Origin of the sequence: Succinivibrio dextrinosolvens DSM 3072 (assembly GCF_900167015.1) — a bacterium.
Lineage (GTDB): Bacteria > Pseudomonadota > Gammaproteobacteria > Enterobacterales > Succinivibrionaceae > Succinivibrio > Succinivibrio dextrinosolvens.
This window is the reverse complement of record NZ_FUXX01000035.1, coordinates 13,937-28,218: the sequence shown is the minus strand read 5'-3', so window position 1 is coordinate 28,218 and position 14,282 is coordinate 13,937. Positions and strand designations below refer to the sequence as shown.

Genomic DNA, 14,282 nt, shown 5'->3' with positions numbered 1-14,282 from the left:
AATGAAAATCTATTTATAGGTCTTGGCTTTGGTACTAAAGAAACATCTTCTCCCCAGCATTTGGCTGATTCGATGTCTTCAAGATATTCCTTATATTCCTCATTTCTTCCTGCCAATACCTGGTTCCATGCATATCTGGCAGAGCCGCAGAGCTGAAGTAATCTTCTCTGCTGTGCGCCATTAGGTCTTAACCTATATTTGTATGCCTGTTTCCAGTTGATATTCATTTACGATGAAAGGACTCTATCAAGATTATTAACAATTGAGGATGATAGTATATGAAAAACACAGAATTTTTGCACGGCCGACATTGTGTTTACAATTTGCATGTTCATCTGCCAGTCAGTTATCCTCCAAAAGTTGCAATCTCAAAACTGGAGAAAGCTCTTTGGTCGCCATCCTATTTTGCATGCAGTTGTGGAGGAGCCTCAATTTCTATTATTAGACAATATATAGAACAACAGAACACACCTGATTAGAAAATATCCATTTTCTAATCGGCACGCTTTATCCCCGCAGTAAACTGCAAGGTTTTAGCGTGCCTATTACTTGATAAAATAAGAAAACCTCTGGGACTATGTTTCAGGTTTTTTTTGTTGGCTGATTATAAATCAATCCTCATCGATTCACTATGTTAGAATGTCTGTCATTATGAAAGAGGTTTAACAATGAGAGGATTATTTGTAACAGGTACCGGTACTGATATCGGTAAGACTTATGTAAGTGCTGCTATAGCAAGAGAACTTACTAGAAAGAATTTATCCCTAGCTTATTATAAAGCTGCTGTGAGTGGCTCAGACTGCATAGAGCATTCTGATGCAGGTTATGTCAGAGATTCTTCAGGCATAAAACAGAATACAGAATCACTTCTTTCCTATCTATATGAAAAACCATTATCTCCTCATCTTGCCGCAAGAGGGGAGAACCGTTTTGCCAGTCTTGAGAGAATCGTCTCTGATTTCAATTCATTAAGAGACAGCTATGATTATGTTCTCTCCGAAGGTGCAGGCGGAATTATCTGTCCTGTTGTCTGGGAGAAAGACTGTCATCTCATGTATCTTGATATTCTCAAGGCTTTGAAACTGAATGCTGTCGTAGTTGCAGATGCTGGTCTTGGAACAATCAATCATACAGTTCTGACTATAAGTTTCCTTCTGCAGAACAAAGTAAACGTGAAGGGAGTCATTCTAAACAACTATGATTGTGATTCCCTGATGCATACCGATAATCTTAAGATGATTGAGGAAATCTCCGGTATTAAGGTTATTGCAACCCTTGGAAAGGGAGATAGGAATTTGAGTTTACGCTATAAGAACATGGAAGATTACTTCGATGAATGCTAAAGATAATTTAATTGATTTTGATGTAAAGCATATCTGGCACCCTGCTGCACAGATGAAGGATTATGAGTCTTTTCCTCCTGTTCCGGTTGTAAGAGGTAAGGGCTGTTATCTTTTTACTGAGGACGGTCATGAAATTCTGGATATTATCAGTTCATGGTGGTGTAATCTTCTAGGTCACTGCAATGAAGAAATATCAGATGCTCTTTGTAAGCAGGCCAAAACTCTTGAGCACGTTATCTTTGCTAATTTCACTCATCCATGGGTAGTAGGGCTTACAAAGGAGCTTTTAAGTATTGTTCCAAAGGGAATCACCCATTTTAACTACGGTGATAACGGCTCTTCCTCTGTAGAAATGGCACTGAAAATCGCTTTTCAGTACCAGCAGCAGATTGGTCAGACAAAAAGACGCCGATTTGCCTGTCTGTCAGAAGGCTATCACGGTGAGACAATAGGTGCATTATCAGTCGGCAGTATGGATTTATATAATCTGATGTATAAGCCAATGATGATGGATAACATCCACATAGAAGCTCCTGATCTGTTTTTACATCCTGGGGATTACCCTCAAAAATGTATGGAGAGAGCAGAGAAGGTTTTTGAAGAGCATGGCTCTGAACTCTGTGCTCTGATTGTTGAGCCTCTTCTACAGGGAGCAGGAGGAATGAGAATTTATCCTGCAGAATACCTTAAGTTTCTAAGTGACCTATGCAAAAAGCATGGTGTGCTTTTGATTGCAGATGAGATTGCTACCGGATTTGGTCGAACCGGTAAATGGTTTGCCTGTGACCATGCAGGAATTACTCCTGATCTGATGTGTATGTCTAAGGCTATAACCGGCGGTTACATGCCTATGTCTGTGGTTGGTGTAACAGATCAGGTTTATGATGCCTTTTTAGGTGAATACTCTGAGGGTAAGGCTTTTCTTCACTCCCACACCTATGCAGGTAATCCTTTAGCATGTGCCTGTGCACTCAGTGTAATCAGAATTCTAAAACGCGACCATATCATTGAAAAAGCCTGTGAAACTGCTCAGTGGTTAAGCACCTCATTTGCCCAAAGATTCTCCTCACTTAAAAATGTTGGTCAGGTTAGAAGTATCGGTCTTATCAATGTAATGGAGATTGTAAAGGATAAGACTACAAAAGAGAGATTCCCATCTTCTTTAAGACTTGGATACAGAATATATCAGGATGCCCTTAAGGAAGGTCTTCTGTTAAGACCAATAGGGGATACTCTTTACTTTAATCCTCCACTGAACATCTCCAAAGAGGATCTGACAAAGGCTATGGATATAACCTACAAGGTTCTTACAAGAAATCTTGAGAATATGTCCTAATAAAAAAAGAGGTGCATTTAATGCACCTCTATAGAATCATTTCTTTAGAACTGTTACTTATTCTTGTTCTTTAAGAACTCGTTAACGTTCTTTTCAATTCTTGCTGCAATATCAGTGTTCTCTGATTTCTCGAACTTCTCACCGGTAATGTTCTCGAAAAGCTCCAGGTAACGATTAGAGATTGATTCAACAATCTGAGGAGTCATTTCAGGAACGCTCTGGCCGGCCTTACCCTGGAAACCATTGTCCATCAGCCACTCACGAACGAATTCCTTTGATAGCTGCTTCTGAGGTTCACCCTTCTCAAATCTCTCCTGATAACCATCCTTGTAGAAGTAACGGCTTGAATCAGGAGTATGGATTTCGTCCATCAGGTAGATGGTTCCCTTGTGCTTACCAAACTCATACTTAGTATCAACAAGGATTAGGCCTCTCTTTTCTGCAATCTCAGTACCACGCTTGAATAGGGCAAGAGTGTACTTCTCCAGTAATGCATACTCTTCTGGAGTTGCAAGACCTCTTTCTAAAATCTGTTCTTTTGAAATATCTTCGTCATGAAGGCCCAGTTCAGCTTTTGTGGTAGGAGTAATGATTGGCTCAGGGAATTTCTGATTCTCCTTCATGCCTTCTGGTAATTTAACACCGCAGATCTCTCTAACACCGCTCTTGTATGCTCTCCATGAGCTGCCGCATAGATAACCGCGAACGATCATTTCTACAGGGAAACCTTCACACATGATACCAACAGAAACCATTGGATCTGGAGTAGCAATTTTCCAGTTAGGGCAAATATCAGTAGTTGCATCAAGGAATTTTGCTGCAATCTGGTTTAGCATCTGTCCTTTGTATGGAATTCCCTCTGGTAGAACAACGTCAAACGCAGAAATTCTGTCGGTTGCTACCATAACCAGCATTTCATCATTGATGTTGTAAACGTCTCTTACCTTACCGTGATAAACACTTTTCTGACCTGGGAAATTAAATTCGGTTTTTGTTAATGCGTTACTCATGATATTTGACTTAACCTAATTAAAGGCAGTGAACCTGCCATGAAAAGAAAGATTTTAGCTGCTTAAAAAGAAGCTAAAGTTCATGTGAACGCAGAAATTATACACTAATGTGTATATAGCTTTTCTGATTCATTAAATTTGCATTTTATTGGGGCAGTGTAATTATTTTTTGTGGACTGGATTAAAGAAAGAATAAAAAAATTTAAAAAAATTTTTGAGTTGATAAATAGCTAATATATGCGTTTTGTTTGTTTGTCTAAAAAAAAATATTAAAAATAACGCTTGCCATATCTTAATTCACCCATTATAATGCACTCACTTTCTACGGATGCTTAGCTCAGTCTGGTTAGAGCATCTGCCTTACAAGCAGAGGGTCATAGGTTCGAGTCCTATAGCATCCACCATATAGAAACGTTCATCCAAATTGGATGCTTAGCTCAGTCTGGTTAGAGCATCTGCCTTACAAGCAGAGGGTCATAGGTTCGAGTCCTATAGCATCCACCATCTAATTTCTTCAAATTTCAAAAAAATTAAATCAATGTATTTTGCTTTTGCAATTTAATAGTTACTGAACACAGCTTAAGTATGTTGTGTACGAATGCATATTGTTAGCTGTTTTTTAGCTTAAATCGAGCTGCCAAAAACGCGTTATCAAATATTCTTTTCTCTAACAAAACTATCCACTTCTCTGTAATAAACATCATAGTTAAAGTTAATAGAAACTATCTTTTCTAAGACTTACTGATTAACAAAAAGCATTTTTTACCGCAACTGTGGTGTAAGAGCTTTTTTGAAAAGAACGGTTTTTCTAAAATATAAAAGGATTTAAGCCGAATGTTAAATAGTCTAATAACTTTTTTAGGTCGCTGTGACAATGGAAGATAATAATTATACAGAAACAGATATGGTTAATGAGGTAGAACTTCTTCAGGAAGCTTTGGGCTCTGGAGCCTGGGACATGACTTTTGACCAGAAGGGAGAATTGGTTTCTGTGAACTGGAGTCAGGTCTTCAGACGCATGATTGGATATAAAGATGAATCCGATTTCCCAAATAAGCTTAGTTCTTTTATTGATAGACTTCATGAGGATGATAGAGAAAGAGTTGTTAATCTTTACTGGAATGCGGTCAAGGATTACACCAACAGAACGGTTTATGATACCGAATACAAGTTTCTAACCCATAATCGAGGTTATCGCTGGTTCCACGCCGCAGGTAGAGTTGCTCGACGAGAAGATGGGTCTCCAATTTCCATTGTTGGTTTTTTTATCGATATTGATGATAAGAAAAAATTAGAGGAGAGTCTAAAGGCTGCTGATGAGGAAAAGTCGGAGCAACTGAGAATTCTAAAGTCTCTTGCAGACATGTATTATTCTATGCATCTAATTAACCTTAAAACAGGTTTAATTACAGAATACTCATCAGGTGGTGAGATAAGGCCTTTTTTTGAGAAAAAAATCTCTGCGGCTGAAACAATGAAGATCATTATGGAGAACGTTATTGTTCCGCAATATCGTGAAAGTGCCATTAAGTTTACAGATCTCTCTACTCTAGGTGAACGTATGAGAGGACTTAAAACTTTATCCTCTGAGTTCGTGGGTATTCATACCGGTTGGTTTATTGCTAACTTTATTGCTATTGAGACTGATAATGACGGCTGTCCTACAGTTGTTCTGTTCTCAACACAGGTAATTGATGAGCGCAAACAGCAGGAGCATGTACTGTTTCTTCGTTCTGTAACAGATGATATGACTGGATTCTTAAACCGTAGAGCCTATGAATCTCAACTTGAATATTATCGAAGAAATCCAATGCCAGATAATCTTGTAGTTGTAGTTTTCGATATAAATCAGCTAAAGTATGTTAACGATAATTATGGGCATGCGGCTGGCGACGAACTTATTTGCGGTTTTGCTGGTATTGTTAATAAGATGAAACCATTAGAAGGAAAAAATGGTAAAGTTTTTCGTACTGGCGGAGATGAATTTGTCGGTATGTTTTGCTTAAGTCCAGAAGAATTCGCCGAGGGAGAAAAAGTTTTTTTCGACTTTATTCGTAATTGGAATGGCAATCTTGTAAAGAATATGGCAGTAGCTTGCGGTAGAGCCTGCAGGTTAGAGAATCCTGATTTAAGCATTGATGAATTGGTTAAGCTAGCTGATCAGAATATGTACAAGGCAAAGTCAGATTACTACAAAAAGAATGGACTTGATCGCCGTCATTCCTCAATTTAGCTGCTGAATTCATTCAACTAAATATCACGAAATCTGGTGGCAATACAGTTTGATTCTGTTGTCACCTTTATTTTGGTAATTCTTTTTAAAAATAGAATTCCCTGTTAACCTCGTTTTCTGATAACTGCATAATATAGATGCCAGGTTAAATATACTCCTTTCTCATCTGAATACCTTGATTCATACTCTTCGATGAATCTGTTAAGCATTCCTCTTGTCCAAATCTTTTTGGAAAAACCTGTTACACCTGTTTTTTTGAGAGTTTTGAGCATATCAAGTGCATCCTGGTAATGAAACTGAATAATCTCTTCGTGAAGAGAATAGGGCTCAGTCAGGCTTTTTAGAATCTCATCCATCTCAGAATAGGAAAGGTATTTAAGTCCGTTGTTGGTTAAAGAAGATATTTCTCGGACATTTTCATTGCCAAAACTTGTAAAGGCCAGAACTCCATTGGAGTCCAATGCCTCTATAAATCCGTTAAGTGCTACCTTAAGATTGGAAAGCCACTGAAGACATGCATTGGATGCAACCAGATCATAGCTGCCTTTTAAGGTGATTTTCTCAATATCACCAGGGTGGTAGCTAATATTCTTATAATCTGAAAAACGCTTTCTGCAGGTATTCAGCATCTCTTCTGAGATATCATTGAGACTAACAGTCTCTGGAGAATACGTTTTTATTATTTCCGATGTAAAAATGCCAGATCCGCAGCCGATTTCTAGAACATGCTTAAATTTACCATCTGCTATGTGTTCAAGCAGCTTCTTTCCCATATAGAGCTGAACCGATGCGTTATCATCGTAGGTTCTTGATGCTTTAGAGAAATGTTTTTTTAATGATTCTTTTTTTACTATCATACTAGCTGATTTTTGAATAGCTCATAGCTGTAGTGAGCACATTCGACTTCCTGTGTTATTGTTTTGGTCTTTTTAAAAGAGTTTAACTGATTTACAGGAGAGATAATCTTATCCTTAAGACCAATGAATGCATTGTTATAGAAGAATCCATCAACAAGAGGATTATTTGTAAAGTCACGGATAAAGATCAGTTCTGATTTGAGAGATTCTACAGATCTCTGTGGTCTGAATTTCAGATATTCTTCATATAGCTTTGCATCAAAGCACATACGGCGATAAAACTTTAATATCGCACTCTCGCAAAGAGCATCAATGGTAGCATTCCACATCTTAAGAGGAATGCCGTATTCATCATTGATACCTTCCAGTGTTCCGTTGATGGCGGATGAGACTGTAACTTTATCTAAAAGTCCGTTTTTATCTAGAACCTTTGGGGCCATCATTACCCCCATGGACCAGGATATAAGGTTAATGTCCTTATATTTACTATAAACAGAGGAATCAAAGTCCTCATTTTCGTAATCATATACTAGAGCAATGTCAGCGCAGTCGCTATCCTTAAGCTGCTCAAAAATGGCTCCATCCTGACCGTAACCTAGAAAAATCAGATTAAGACTGTCGGTGTGATTCTGTTTTACGAATAGCTGTTTCATTTTATTCCTTAGAAAATGCTTTTATCGTATCTGCAAGGAGTTCAACCTGACTGTCGGTTAATCCTGCATTAAGAGATATTCTTAGTCGTCCTTTACCTTGAGGTACAGTCGGATGTCTTATTGGCATTGCATAGATCCCTCTGGTCTTAAAGAATTCACTTGCCTTTAAGGTTCTATCATTATCTCCTGTGATAAGGGGAATAATCTGAGATGAGGAAACATTATCGAAACCGCATTCATTCAGAGTCTGATGAATATATGAACTGATTTTCTCAAGCTTTATACGAAGATCATTTCTTTTCTTCATATAGTTAACCATGAACGCCTCATGGGCAAAGGTATAAGGTGATAATGCGGTAGAGAAGATCAGAGGTCTGGAATTATTGATAATGTAATCGCGAGCTGTCTCGTTTGTAAGTATGCAGGCTCCTTCAGATGCCAGGGCTTTACCAAAGGTTGTCAGGATAAAATCAACCTCATCGATAAGCTTTAAAGAGCCGCACAGACCGCTTCCTTCTTCTGATAAAACTCCAAAGCCATGAGCTTCATCTACATAAAGATAAATATTTGGATATTTGTGCTTAATATCTATAAGTCTTTTAAGATCGCATCTGTCGCCATCCATACTGAAAACGGCTTCAGTAACAATAATAATGTTATCGTATTCTGAAATGCTTTTCTGTATAAGTCGCTCAAGATGATCATAGTCATTGTGAGCATAACGAAGAAACTTTCCCTTACAGGCGGTTAGTCCGTCAATCATTGACGCATGAGCGAGCTTGTCTGCAATTAGAAGGGTATCTTCTGAGCCAAGAATACTTAACACACCGCTATTGGCAGAAAAACCACTGTTAAAGAAAGTTGCCTTTTTTCTAAATAAGTTCTCCATGACCTCGCAGGCGAGGGCATAACTCTCGTGAGCTCCGGTAAGCAGAGGAGAACCAGATGAAGAGAGTCTTAGTGAATAAGACTTTGCATACTCATTAAACTCCTCCAGACAATTCATATCTGAGGCCAGTCCCAGATAATCATTAGATGAGAGATTCAGATAATCCTTAGAATCAAGGGTAATCATTGAATGATTCTGTGATTTAGGAACTATAGTCCTGAAAACTCCTTTGCTGCGGTTATTTTCAAGACTCTGCTGCATTCTATCGTACAAATTCATATATATAACCTTCTTTTGGTTTAAGCAATTCTAGCAAAAACAAAAGACTATGGTAAATTTTGAAGTCACTGTCCCTAATATTGTATGCTCTAGAATGGAAAGCTTTAAAAAAATCCGTAAAAACTAACCTAATAACCTACTGAAATTTTTGTTGATTTTTTGTGTTGCGTAAAATGCACAATAAATAATTATGTGTTGCACAAAAATAAATGTTGACTATTTCTTAAGATTGGCATTTAATAAACAAAACGACAAAGAACATTACCCCCGTTCCTGTCGATTTTTATCTCAAACCATTTAGATAAAAAACACTTCAAAAGCTTACAAAGCTCGTGCTCTAGATTAGCAGGTAATTCGCCTGTGCGACCTATTGTCTTTATTCTGATTAACCTAATAATTTTAAGTATTTTTGGTGAATGAAATGACAGGCAGTGTACTATTCTGTATTTGCTTAGCATACTTTGTTTTAGCATATTTTACGTACGGAAACTTTTTAAAGAAATTATTTTCAATAGACCCAAAGAACCCTACACCTGCACATACCAACCTAGATGGTGTGGACTATGTTCCAACTAAGGCTCCTGTTCTTTTTGGACATCATTTTGCCTCAATCGCTGGTCCTGGTCCTATCGTAGGCCCAATTATGGCAGCTTATTTCGGCTGGCTTCCTGCTTTAATCTGGATTCTGGTTGGATGTGTATTTGTAGGTGCTTTCCACGATTTTGCATCACTTGTTATTTCTGTACGTAATAGAGGCAGATCTGTATCTTTCGTAATGGAAAAAATGATGGGCTTTACCGGAAGACAGCTATTCTTAGGCTTCTGTCTTCTATGCCTGGTACTTGTTGTTGCAATTTTTACTCTTCTGATTGCCGGCTTATTTACCAAATTCCCTGAGGTGGCAACTGCATCATTGCTGTTTATTTTCCTGGCTCCAGTATTTGCCTTTACCACCATTAATTTAAATTTCAGTTTAAAGAGAGCTTCTGTAATCTTTATTCCATTAGTATTTTTATCAGTTTACCTAGGTGAAAGCTTCCCTCTGAATGTAGAGACAGCATTTAATATTGCACCAGAGAATGTAAAGTCATTCTGGATTGCAGTTCTGGCTATCTATATCTTTGTAGCATCAGTAATGCCTGTTCAGTGGCTACTTCAGCCAAGAGACTATATGAACTCATGGCTTCTGTATGCAATGCTGGCTTTGGGCTTTGCTTCAATCTTAGCTTACAGTCCTGAGATCAAGATGGCTTCATTTGAAGGTTTTAGTGCTGTTACCGGTGACGGCAAGATGACAGACATGGTTCCTGCTCTGTTCATATTCATTGCCTGTGGTGCCTGTTCTGGTTTCCATGCTCTGGTTGCTTCAGGAACCACATCAAAACAGCTGAACAAGGAAAGTGATGCTCTTCCAATCGGTTATGGCTCAATGCTGATTGAAGGTGTTTTAGGTATCATGGCTTTAGTAGCTGTTATGTCTATGGGTAATGCTGAGTTCACTGAGCTTGGAAAGAATCCTCCTGCTGCATTTGCTACCGGTATTTCAAACTTCTGCGGTGCATTAGGTCTTAATGTTTCTTTGGCTAAGGTATTTATCTCTCTTGCAATCTCTGCATTTATGATGACTTCTCTTGATACTGCAACCAGACTTGGTCGTTTTGTATGTCAGGAGCTGTTCATGCCAAAGGCAGGCAAAGAAAATGTTAAGTCTAATGAATCAAAGAATGCATCTGTTGGTCTTGTTAGACGTGCTTTCATGAACAAATACGTAGCATCTTTCTCTATCGTATGCGTTTCAATGTATATGGCATTAAGTGGTGAAGCTGCTTCTTTATGGCCAATCTTCGGTGCTTCAAATCAGCTGATGTCTGCTTTGACTCTACTGGTTATCTCACTATGGCTTCTATCTAAGAATGTTAACTGGATGGTTGCCTTTGTTCCAATGGTATTCATGCTAATCATGAGTCTGTGGGGCGTATCACAGGTAATTTCCCAGCAGTGGAATTCTAGCGGTGTACTTGTGGGACTTGGATTTGTACTTGTAGTTATGGCATGTATGCTTGTAGCTTTAGGCTTATCCGTAATCGTACATACTGTTAAGAGCCGCTTTGCCGTTAGATCTGCAGAGGCCTAGAGTGCATAATTAAGGACTATTCAACTGGCTAGGCAAAGCTGTTCTGCCTAGCTAAAAATGTGAGAATAGTCCGTTATTTAGTACTGTGTAAACAGGAATATAATGATATACTAACCTTATGACAAATAAGCTTATGTATATCATTTTTCGTTTTTTGCGATGTGTATAATAACGAATACGATCTAAGAAAATATAGAAAAATATACAAGACAAAATCTTATTTTTTTCCTTAATTTTTTCTCATAAGCAAAACAAAGATTCTGTGGACTCAGGTTGGGTAAGCATCTGCCTCCACGCTCATATTAAGCTACTTAAACATGCTTTACTGAGACTGTAATTTTTTTGAAACTCACGAGAAAACATGTCACTTGCAAATAATAAAAATAAACTTCTAGATGAAGCAGAACTGAAAGATAAGATTCATTTTATTGAGAGCAGCTTTCTTAATATTGAAAGCAGAGATTCTGTAATTTCTCAGGATGAACTTGATGCTAAGGTCAGAAGATACGGTGAAAAAGAGCTGACAGAAAATTCAGACAAGACAGAGATAGATGAGTTTATTTACTGGAACTATGTTGCTCTTGAGCAGAGCAGGGTAAAACAGAAGGACGCAATCTATTCAAGACTTGAGTCTGCACTGGATTTAATAAGCACTCGTGATTTTAAAAAATATTTCAAATCCTCATCTGTATTAAAGTACGCACGTTCAAAGAAGTATTACGACAGATCTCTTGAGATTATTCGTCAGTTTGCGGATGACTTTAATAAAATCAATGAGGACAATTTTGTCTCCTCATGTGTTCCTGTATATATCCCTGCCGCTGTAACCTTTTTTGTTGATCAGCTGTTTGTCGAAGGTTCTCCTAACTGGCAGGATCTTTCATCAATTTCAAGACTGTTCCTGATGCCTATAAAGTATTTTGAGGAACAGCTGCAGATTCAGATTGATGATTATGATGATGAGGAAAACATTCTCTATCTTGAAGCCTTAAGAACAATCTTTGAGTCTTCATTTAATGTATATCATCCTTCTCAGATTTACGCCGAGGCTTCCTCTGTAATCAAGGGCGTTCCTGGCAATGTAGCCTATAGAATTGCCAATGCCTATATGAGAGGAAAGGATCTGCCTTTAGATAAGTCAAAGGCAAGACAGTGGTTCTCATATGGCATGGTTGTAGGTGATCCATTCTGCACCATGGCATTTATTGTCTACTTCCTGGATTTAAGCATTGATTCTGAGATGGAGTCAGAAAGTGAACTTACTGATCTGTACACTCTTCTTATCAACTGCTTTGCTCTTGTACGTTACCTTAAAACTACCAAGGATCAGCATTTCTTAAGTTTTGAGCCTTTCTGCAAGATGGGTAATGACCTTGAAGAGATATGTCTGTTCAACATTCTTGCTCTTTTAAATTCTCTGAAATTTGACTGTGATTATGAGTCTGTTCCTTTCTCTATGCCAATGGAAATCTTTGATGATTTCCTGGATATCATAATTGAGAATCTGCAGAATTCACCAAAGAGTCACAGACTAAAGGCTGCAGTAGCTCTATTCCTGGAGATTACAGGTACCCTTGAGGATGATCCTGATTTACTTAACGAGATTGCTTTATCTCTAGATTTAAAACTCAACAAGGAAACTGAGATATCTGATTTCCTGTTTGACTTCATTAAGGAAGGTCTTAAGGAGAAAGATGCATATTCACTGAGTGCTTATGTTTGTCTGTTCTGTCTGTACAAAGGTACTTTTGATAAGATTCCTAAGAAGTATCTGCATCTTCTGTCAAAGCAGGGATATGCTAAAGCAAGTTTCCTGCTAGGCAATATGGTATTAGAAGAGCATGAGCCTGATGAATATGCTTTAAGCTATTGGGAACTTGCCGGAGAGCAGGGTAGTTCCTTTGCTCTTTTGAATATTGCCTTAGGTGCTGTAATCAATAATGATATGGATAAGGCTGAAGAGTACGCAAGAAGAGCCATAAACTACGGGAATATCCTTGGTTATTATGTTCTCTACAAGGTATATGAATCCAGTAATTCCAAGCTTGCTCATACCTATCTTCGCTATGCTGCCGAGTATATCTTCCCTGATGCAATTGAAGAGTATAAACATCTGAAGGCTACAGGAACATACTGTCCGCTTCCATTTATGCAGTTAATTGAGGAAATGGAGGAGCTTTCAGCTGATAATCCTCAGGCATGTCTAATCCTGTGTGATATGTACCATTCAGGAATTTTCCTGCCAGCAAATGTTGAGAAGGCTTTTGAGTACCAGCAGAAGGCTATTCTAAACGGTTATACCTCATTCTTTGGCTATTATCAGTCAATGTATAAGAATGCATTCCCTCTGGATACACCTCAGTCATCCTATTTCCCAACCTTCAGAAAGAGTCTGGATATAAGCTTTAATTTCATGATGGATGACAAGGATGATTCCACCCATGATAATTCTCCTGCAATCTATAAGATGAAGGATATTATCAGCAAGCTTGTCAACGGTAAGACTCAGCTTGAGAAGGACATTACCTATAATCTGTATCATTCAGAGTTCTGGGCAAATACCCCATCTCTTAAGAAGAAACAGCTTAAGGGAATGGATATAAAGCCTGATTATCAGGTGCTTTCGAATTTAAGAAAGAATCTTGTAAAAGGTTCATACTCAGTATGCTTCAATAACATTTCTGAAAAGCAGCTTGAGGATTCAAAGAAGGTCTACTCATTATGTGAACGTCTGAATGATGTTCAGGTAAAGAGCAGTTCTGATTTTGACCTTGTAAGTGCATTCATGTTCATTCGCTCCTACACCATGCCTCCTTCATACAGTATCTTCAAGGAGAAGATTATGAAGGGTAAGTTCTCAGGCTCTATTGTAAGCAGTCTGTTCACCGCCCTTGATTTCGGTCTTCTCGCATGTGAAGACTGCAATGTTGCTGTCAAGGCAAGCGCTTCTGACAGAGAACCTCTTGATGCAGATGTTTTTGTTTCAAATATAGTTCAGTAGGAGTTTGAGCTGTGCAGTATCTTTTGAAGGTTTCTATTGAAAACACTCCTTTATGGCGTCTTGTCGCCATTGACGGAAAGGCTGATATTTCACATGTTGCAAAATTGATCGGTCTTGCTTTTGACTATAAGAAATCTCAATATTGTTTTAATATAGACAGCAGAAAGATCTCCGCTGGCGTTGATGGTCAGACTTCATCATTAGAAGAGCTTAAAACCTTTGATTCACTTTCTTTAAATGCTGGTGATGTATTCGGTTTTGTCAATGAAACACAAGGCTCTTTAAATCATAAGGTTGAAGTTATGAAGGCTGAAGATAAGCTTTACTGCCTGATACCATCCTGCCTTGTTGGAGCGGGAATTCTTCCTCCCGAAGATAACCTGACCACTGATGCTATCAGTGCTTATTATGACAAGGATGACTGTCCTAGTCTTAATTTGAAGGAAGTTACAAACAGATTGAGAGAGTACGGATCAGTCCGCAAGGATCTTGAGGCAACCATGAGTCAGGTTAGCGCTATTCCGTTCGATATAAAAGGTTAAAGGAT

At 38.3% G+C, this 14,282-nt stretch carries 11 protein-coding genes, 2 tRNA genes and 1 pseudogene; 9 read left to right on the top strand and 5 right to left on the bottom strand.

Translation table 11 applies throughout. The features are described 5' to 3' along the window. A partial coding sequence (locus B5D46_RS09120) for a helix-turn-helix domain-containing protein (protein WP_159443077.1) occupies positions 1 to 227 on the bottom strand: 227 nt, incomplete at its 3' end. A gap of 99 nt (positions 228 to 326) precedes the next feature. On the opposite strand from B5D46_RS09120, the pseudogene B5D46_RS12490 reads away from it, so the two are divergent. The 3 genes and pseudogenes from B5D46_RS12490 to bioA all read left to right on the top strand — a co-directional run. Continuing rightward, a pseudogene (locus tag B5D46_RS12490) lies at positions 327 to 479 on the top strand (IS200/IS605 family transposase); the annotation flags it as partial. A 189-nt stretch (positions 480 to 668) separates the two neighbouring features. Continuing rightward, positions 669 to 1,343, top strand: a complete 675-nt coding sequence (gene bioD / locus B5D46_RS09110) for a dethiobiotin synthase (protein WP_078929191.1) — start codon at positions 669 to 671, stop codon at positions 1,341 to 1,343. Next, a complete protein-coding gene (bioA, locus tag B5D46_RS09105; RefSeq protein WP_078929190.1) occupies positions 1,333 to 2,679 on the top strand; it encodes an adenosylmethionine--8-amino-7-oxononanoate transaminase in 1,347 nt (448 codons plus the stop codon). Before bioD ends, bioA begins: the two co-directional genes overlap by 11 nt. Positions 2,680 to 2,732: 53 nt before the next feature. Here the strand turns inward: bioA and B5D46_RS09100 are convergent, their stop codons facing one another. Continuing rightward, a complete protein-coding gene (locus B5D46_RS09100) occupies positions 2,733 to 3,689 on the bottom strand; it encodes a phosphoribosylaminoimidazolesuccinocarboxamide synthase (protein WP_031491460.1) in 957 nt (318 codons plus the stop codon). A 326-nt stretch (positions 3,690 to 4,015) separates the two neighbouring features. Here B5D46_RS09100 and B5D46_RS09095 point away from each other — a divergent pair. The 3 genes from B5D46_RS09095 to B5D46_RS09085 all read left to right on the top strand — a co-directional run bounded on the left by B5D46_RS09095 (position 4,016) and on the right by B5D46_RS09085 (position 5,922). Beyond that, positions 4,016 to 4,093, top strand: a tRNA-Val gene (locus tag B5D46_RS09095). A 22-nt stretch (positions 4,094 to 4,115) separates the two neighbouring features. Then, positions 4,116 to 4,193, top strand: a tRNA-Val gene (locus B5D46_RS09090). A gap of 370 nt (positions 4,194 to 4,563) precedes the next feature. After that, a complete protein-coding gene (locus tag B5D46_RS09085) occupies positions 4,564 to 5,922 on the top strand; it encodes a sensor domain-containing diguanylate cyclase (protein WP_078929189.1) in 1,359 nt (452 codons plus the stop codon). A gap of 104 nt (positions 5,923 to 6,026) precedes the next feature. Here B5D46_RS09085 and bioC read toward each other — a convergent pair whose 3' ends face one another. From bioC to B5D46_RS09070, 3 genes are read right to left on the bottom strand one after another with little or no spacing between them, the layout of a single operon-like run. After that, the gene (gene bioC, locus B5D46_RS09080) at positions 6,027 to 6,779 is read right to left on the bottom strand and encodes a malonyl-ACP O-methyltransferase BioC (protein WP_078929188.1); all 753 of its coding nucleotides are present in this window, start codon (positions 6,777 to 6,779) and stop codon (positions 6,027 to 6,029) included. Beyond that, positions 6,776 to 7,432, bottom strand: a complete 657-nt coding sequence (locus B5D46_RS09075; RefSeq protein ID WP_078929187.1) for a pimeloyl-ACP methyl esterase BioG family protein — start codon at positions 7,430 to 7,432, stop codon at positions 6,776 to 6,778. The genes bioC and B5D46_RS09075 overlap by 4 nt, the downstream gene beginning before the upstream one ends. Position 7,433: 1 nt before the next feature. Then, positions 7,434 to 8,600: an aminotransferase class I/II-fold pyridoxal phosphate-dependent enzyme gene (locus B5D46_RS09070; RefSeq protein WP_078929186.1), complete on the bottom strand. Its 1,167-nt coding sequence runs from the start codon at positions 8,598 to 8,600 to the stop codon at positions 7,434 to 7,436. Between the two features lie 421 nt (positions 8,601 to 9,021). Between B5D46_RS09070 and B5D46_RS09065 the strand changes: the two genes are divergently transcribed. The 3 genes from B5D46_RS09065 to B5D46_RS09055 all read left to right on the top strand — a co-directional run bounded on the left by B5D46_RS09065 (position 9,022) and on the right by B5D46_RS09055 (position 14,277). Continuing rightward, entirely contained in the window at positions 9,022 to 10,734 is a 1,713-nt protein-coding gene (locus B5D46_RS09065; protein WP_078929185.1) for a carbon starvation CstA family protein, read from the top strand. A 361-nt stretch (positions 10,735 to 11,095) separates the two neighbouring features. Then, positions 11,096 to 13,735 (top strand): tetratricopeptide repeat protein, encoded by a 2,640-nt coding sequence (locus B5D46_RS09060; RefSeq protein ID WP_078929184.1) that lies wholly within the window; start codon positions 11,096 to 11,098, stop codon positions 13,733 to 13,735. An 11-nt stretch (positions 13,736 to 13,746) separates the two neighbouring features. Further along, the gene (locus B5D46_RS09055; protein ID WP_078929183.1) at positions 13,747 to 14,277 is read left to right on the top strand and encodes an IS1096 element passenger TnpR family protein; all 531 of its coding nucleotides are present in this window, start codon (positions 13,747 to 13,749) and stop codon (positions 14,275 to 14,277) included. Positions 14,278 to 14,282: the final 5 nt, after the last annotated feature.

Coding starts and splice junctions, on each gene's coding strand:
- bioD (WP_078929191.1), top strand. CDS start 669: ATGAGAGGATTATTTGTAACAGGTACCGGTACTGATATCGGTAAGACT.
- bioA (WP_078929190.1), top strand. CDS start 1,333: ATGAATGCTAAAGATAATTTAATTGATTTTGATGTAAAGCATATCTGG.
- B5D46_RS09100 (WP_031491460.1), bottom strand. CDS start 3,689: ATGAGTAACGCATTAACAAAAACCGAATTTAATTTCCCAGGTCAGAAA.
- B5D46_RS09085 (WP_078929189.1), top strand. CDS start 4,564: ATGGAAGATAATAATTATACAGAAACAGATATGGTTAATGAGGTAGAA.
- bioC (WP_078929188.1), bottom strand. CDS start 6,779: ATGATAGTAAAAAAAGAATCATTAAAAAAACATTTCTCTAAAGCATCA.
- B5D46_RS09075 (WP_078929187.1), bottom strand. CDS start 7,432: ATGAAACAGCTATTCGTAAAACAGAATCACACCGACAGTCTTAATCTG.
- B5D46_RS09070 (WP_078929186.1), bottom strand. CDS start 8,600: ATGAATTTGTACGATAGAATGCAGCAGAGTCTTGAAAATAACCGCAGC.
- B5D46_RS09065 (WP_078929185.1), top strand. CDS start 9,022: ATGACAGGCAGTGTACTATTCTGTATTTGCTTAGCATACTTTGTTTTA.
- B5D46_RS09060 (WP_078929184.1), top strand. CDS start 11,096: ATGTCACTTGCAAATAATAAAAATAAACTTCTAGATGAAGCAGAACTG.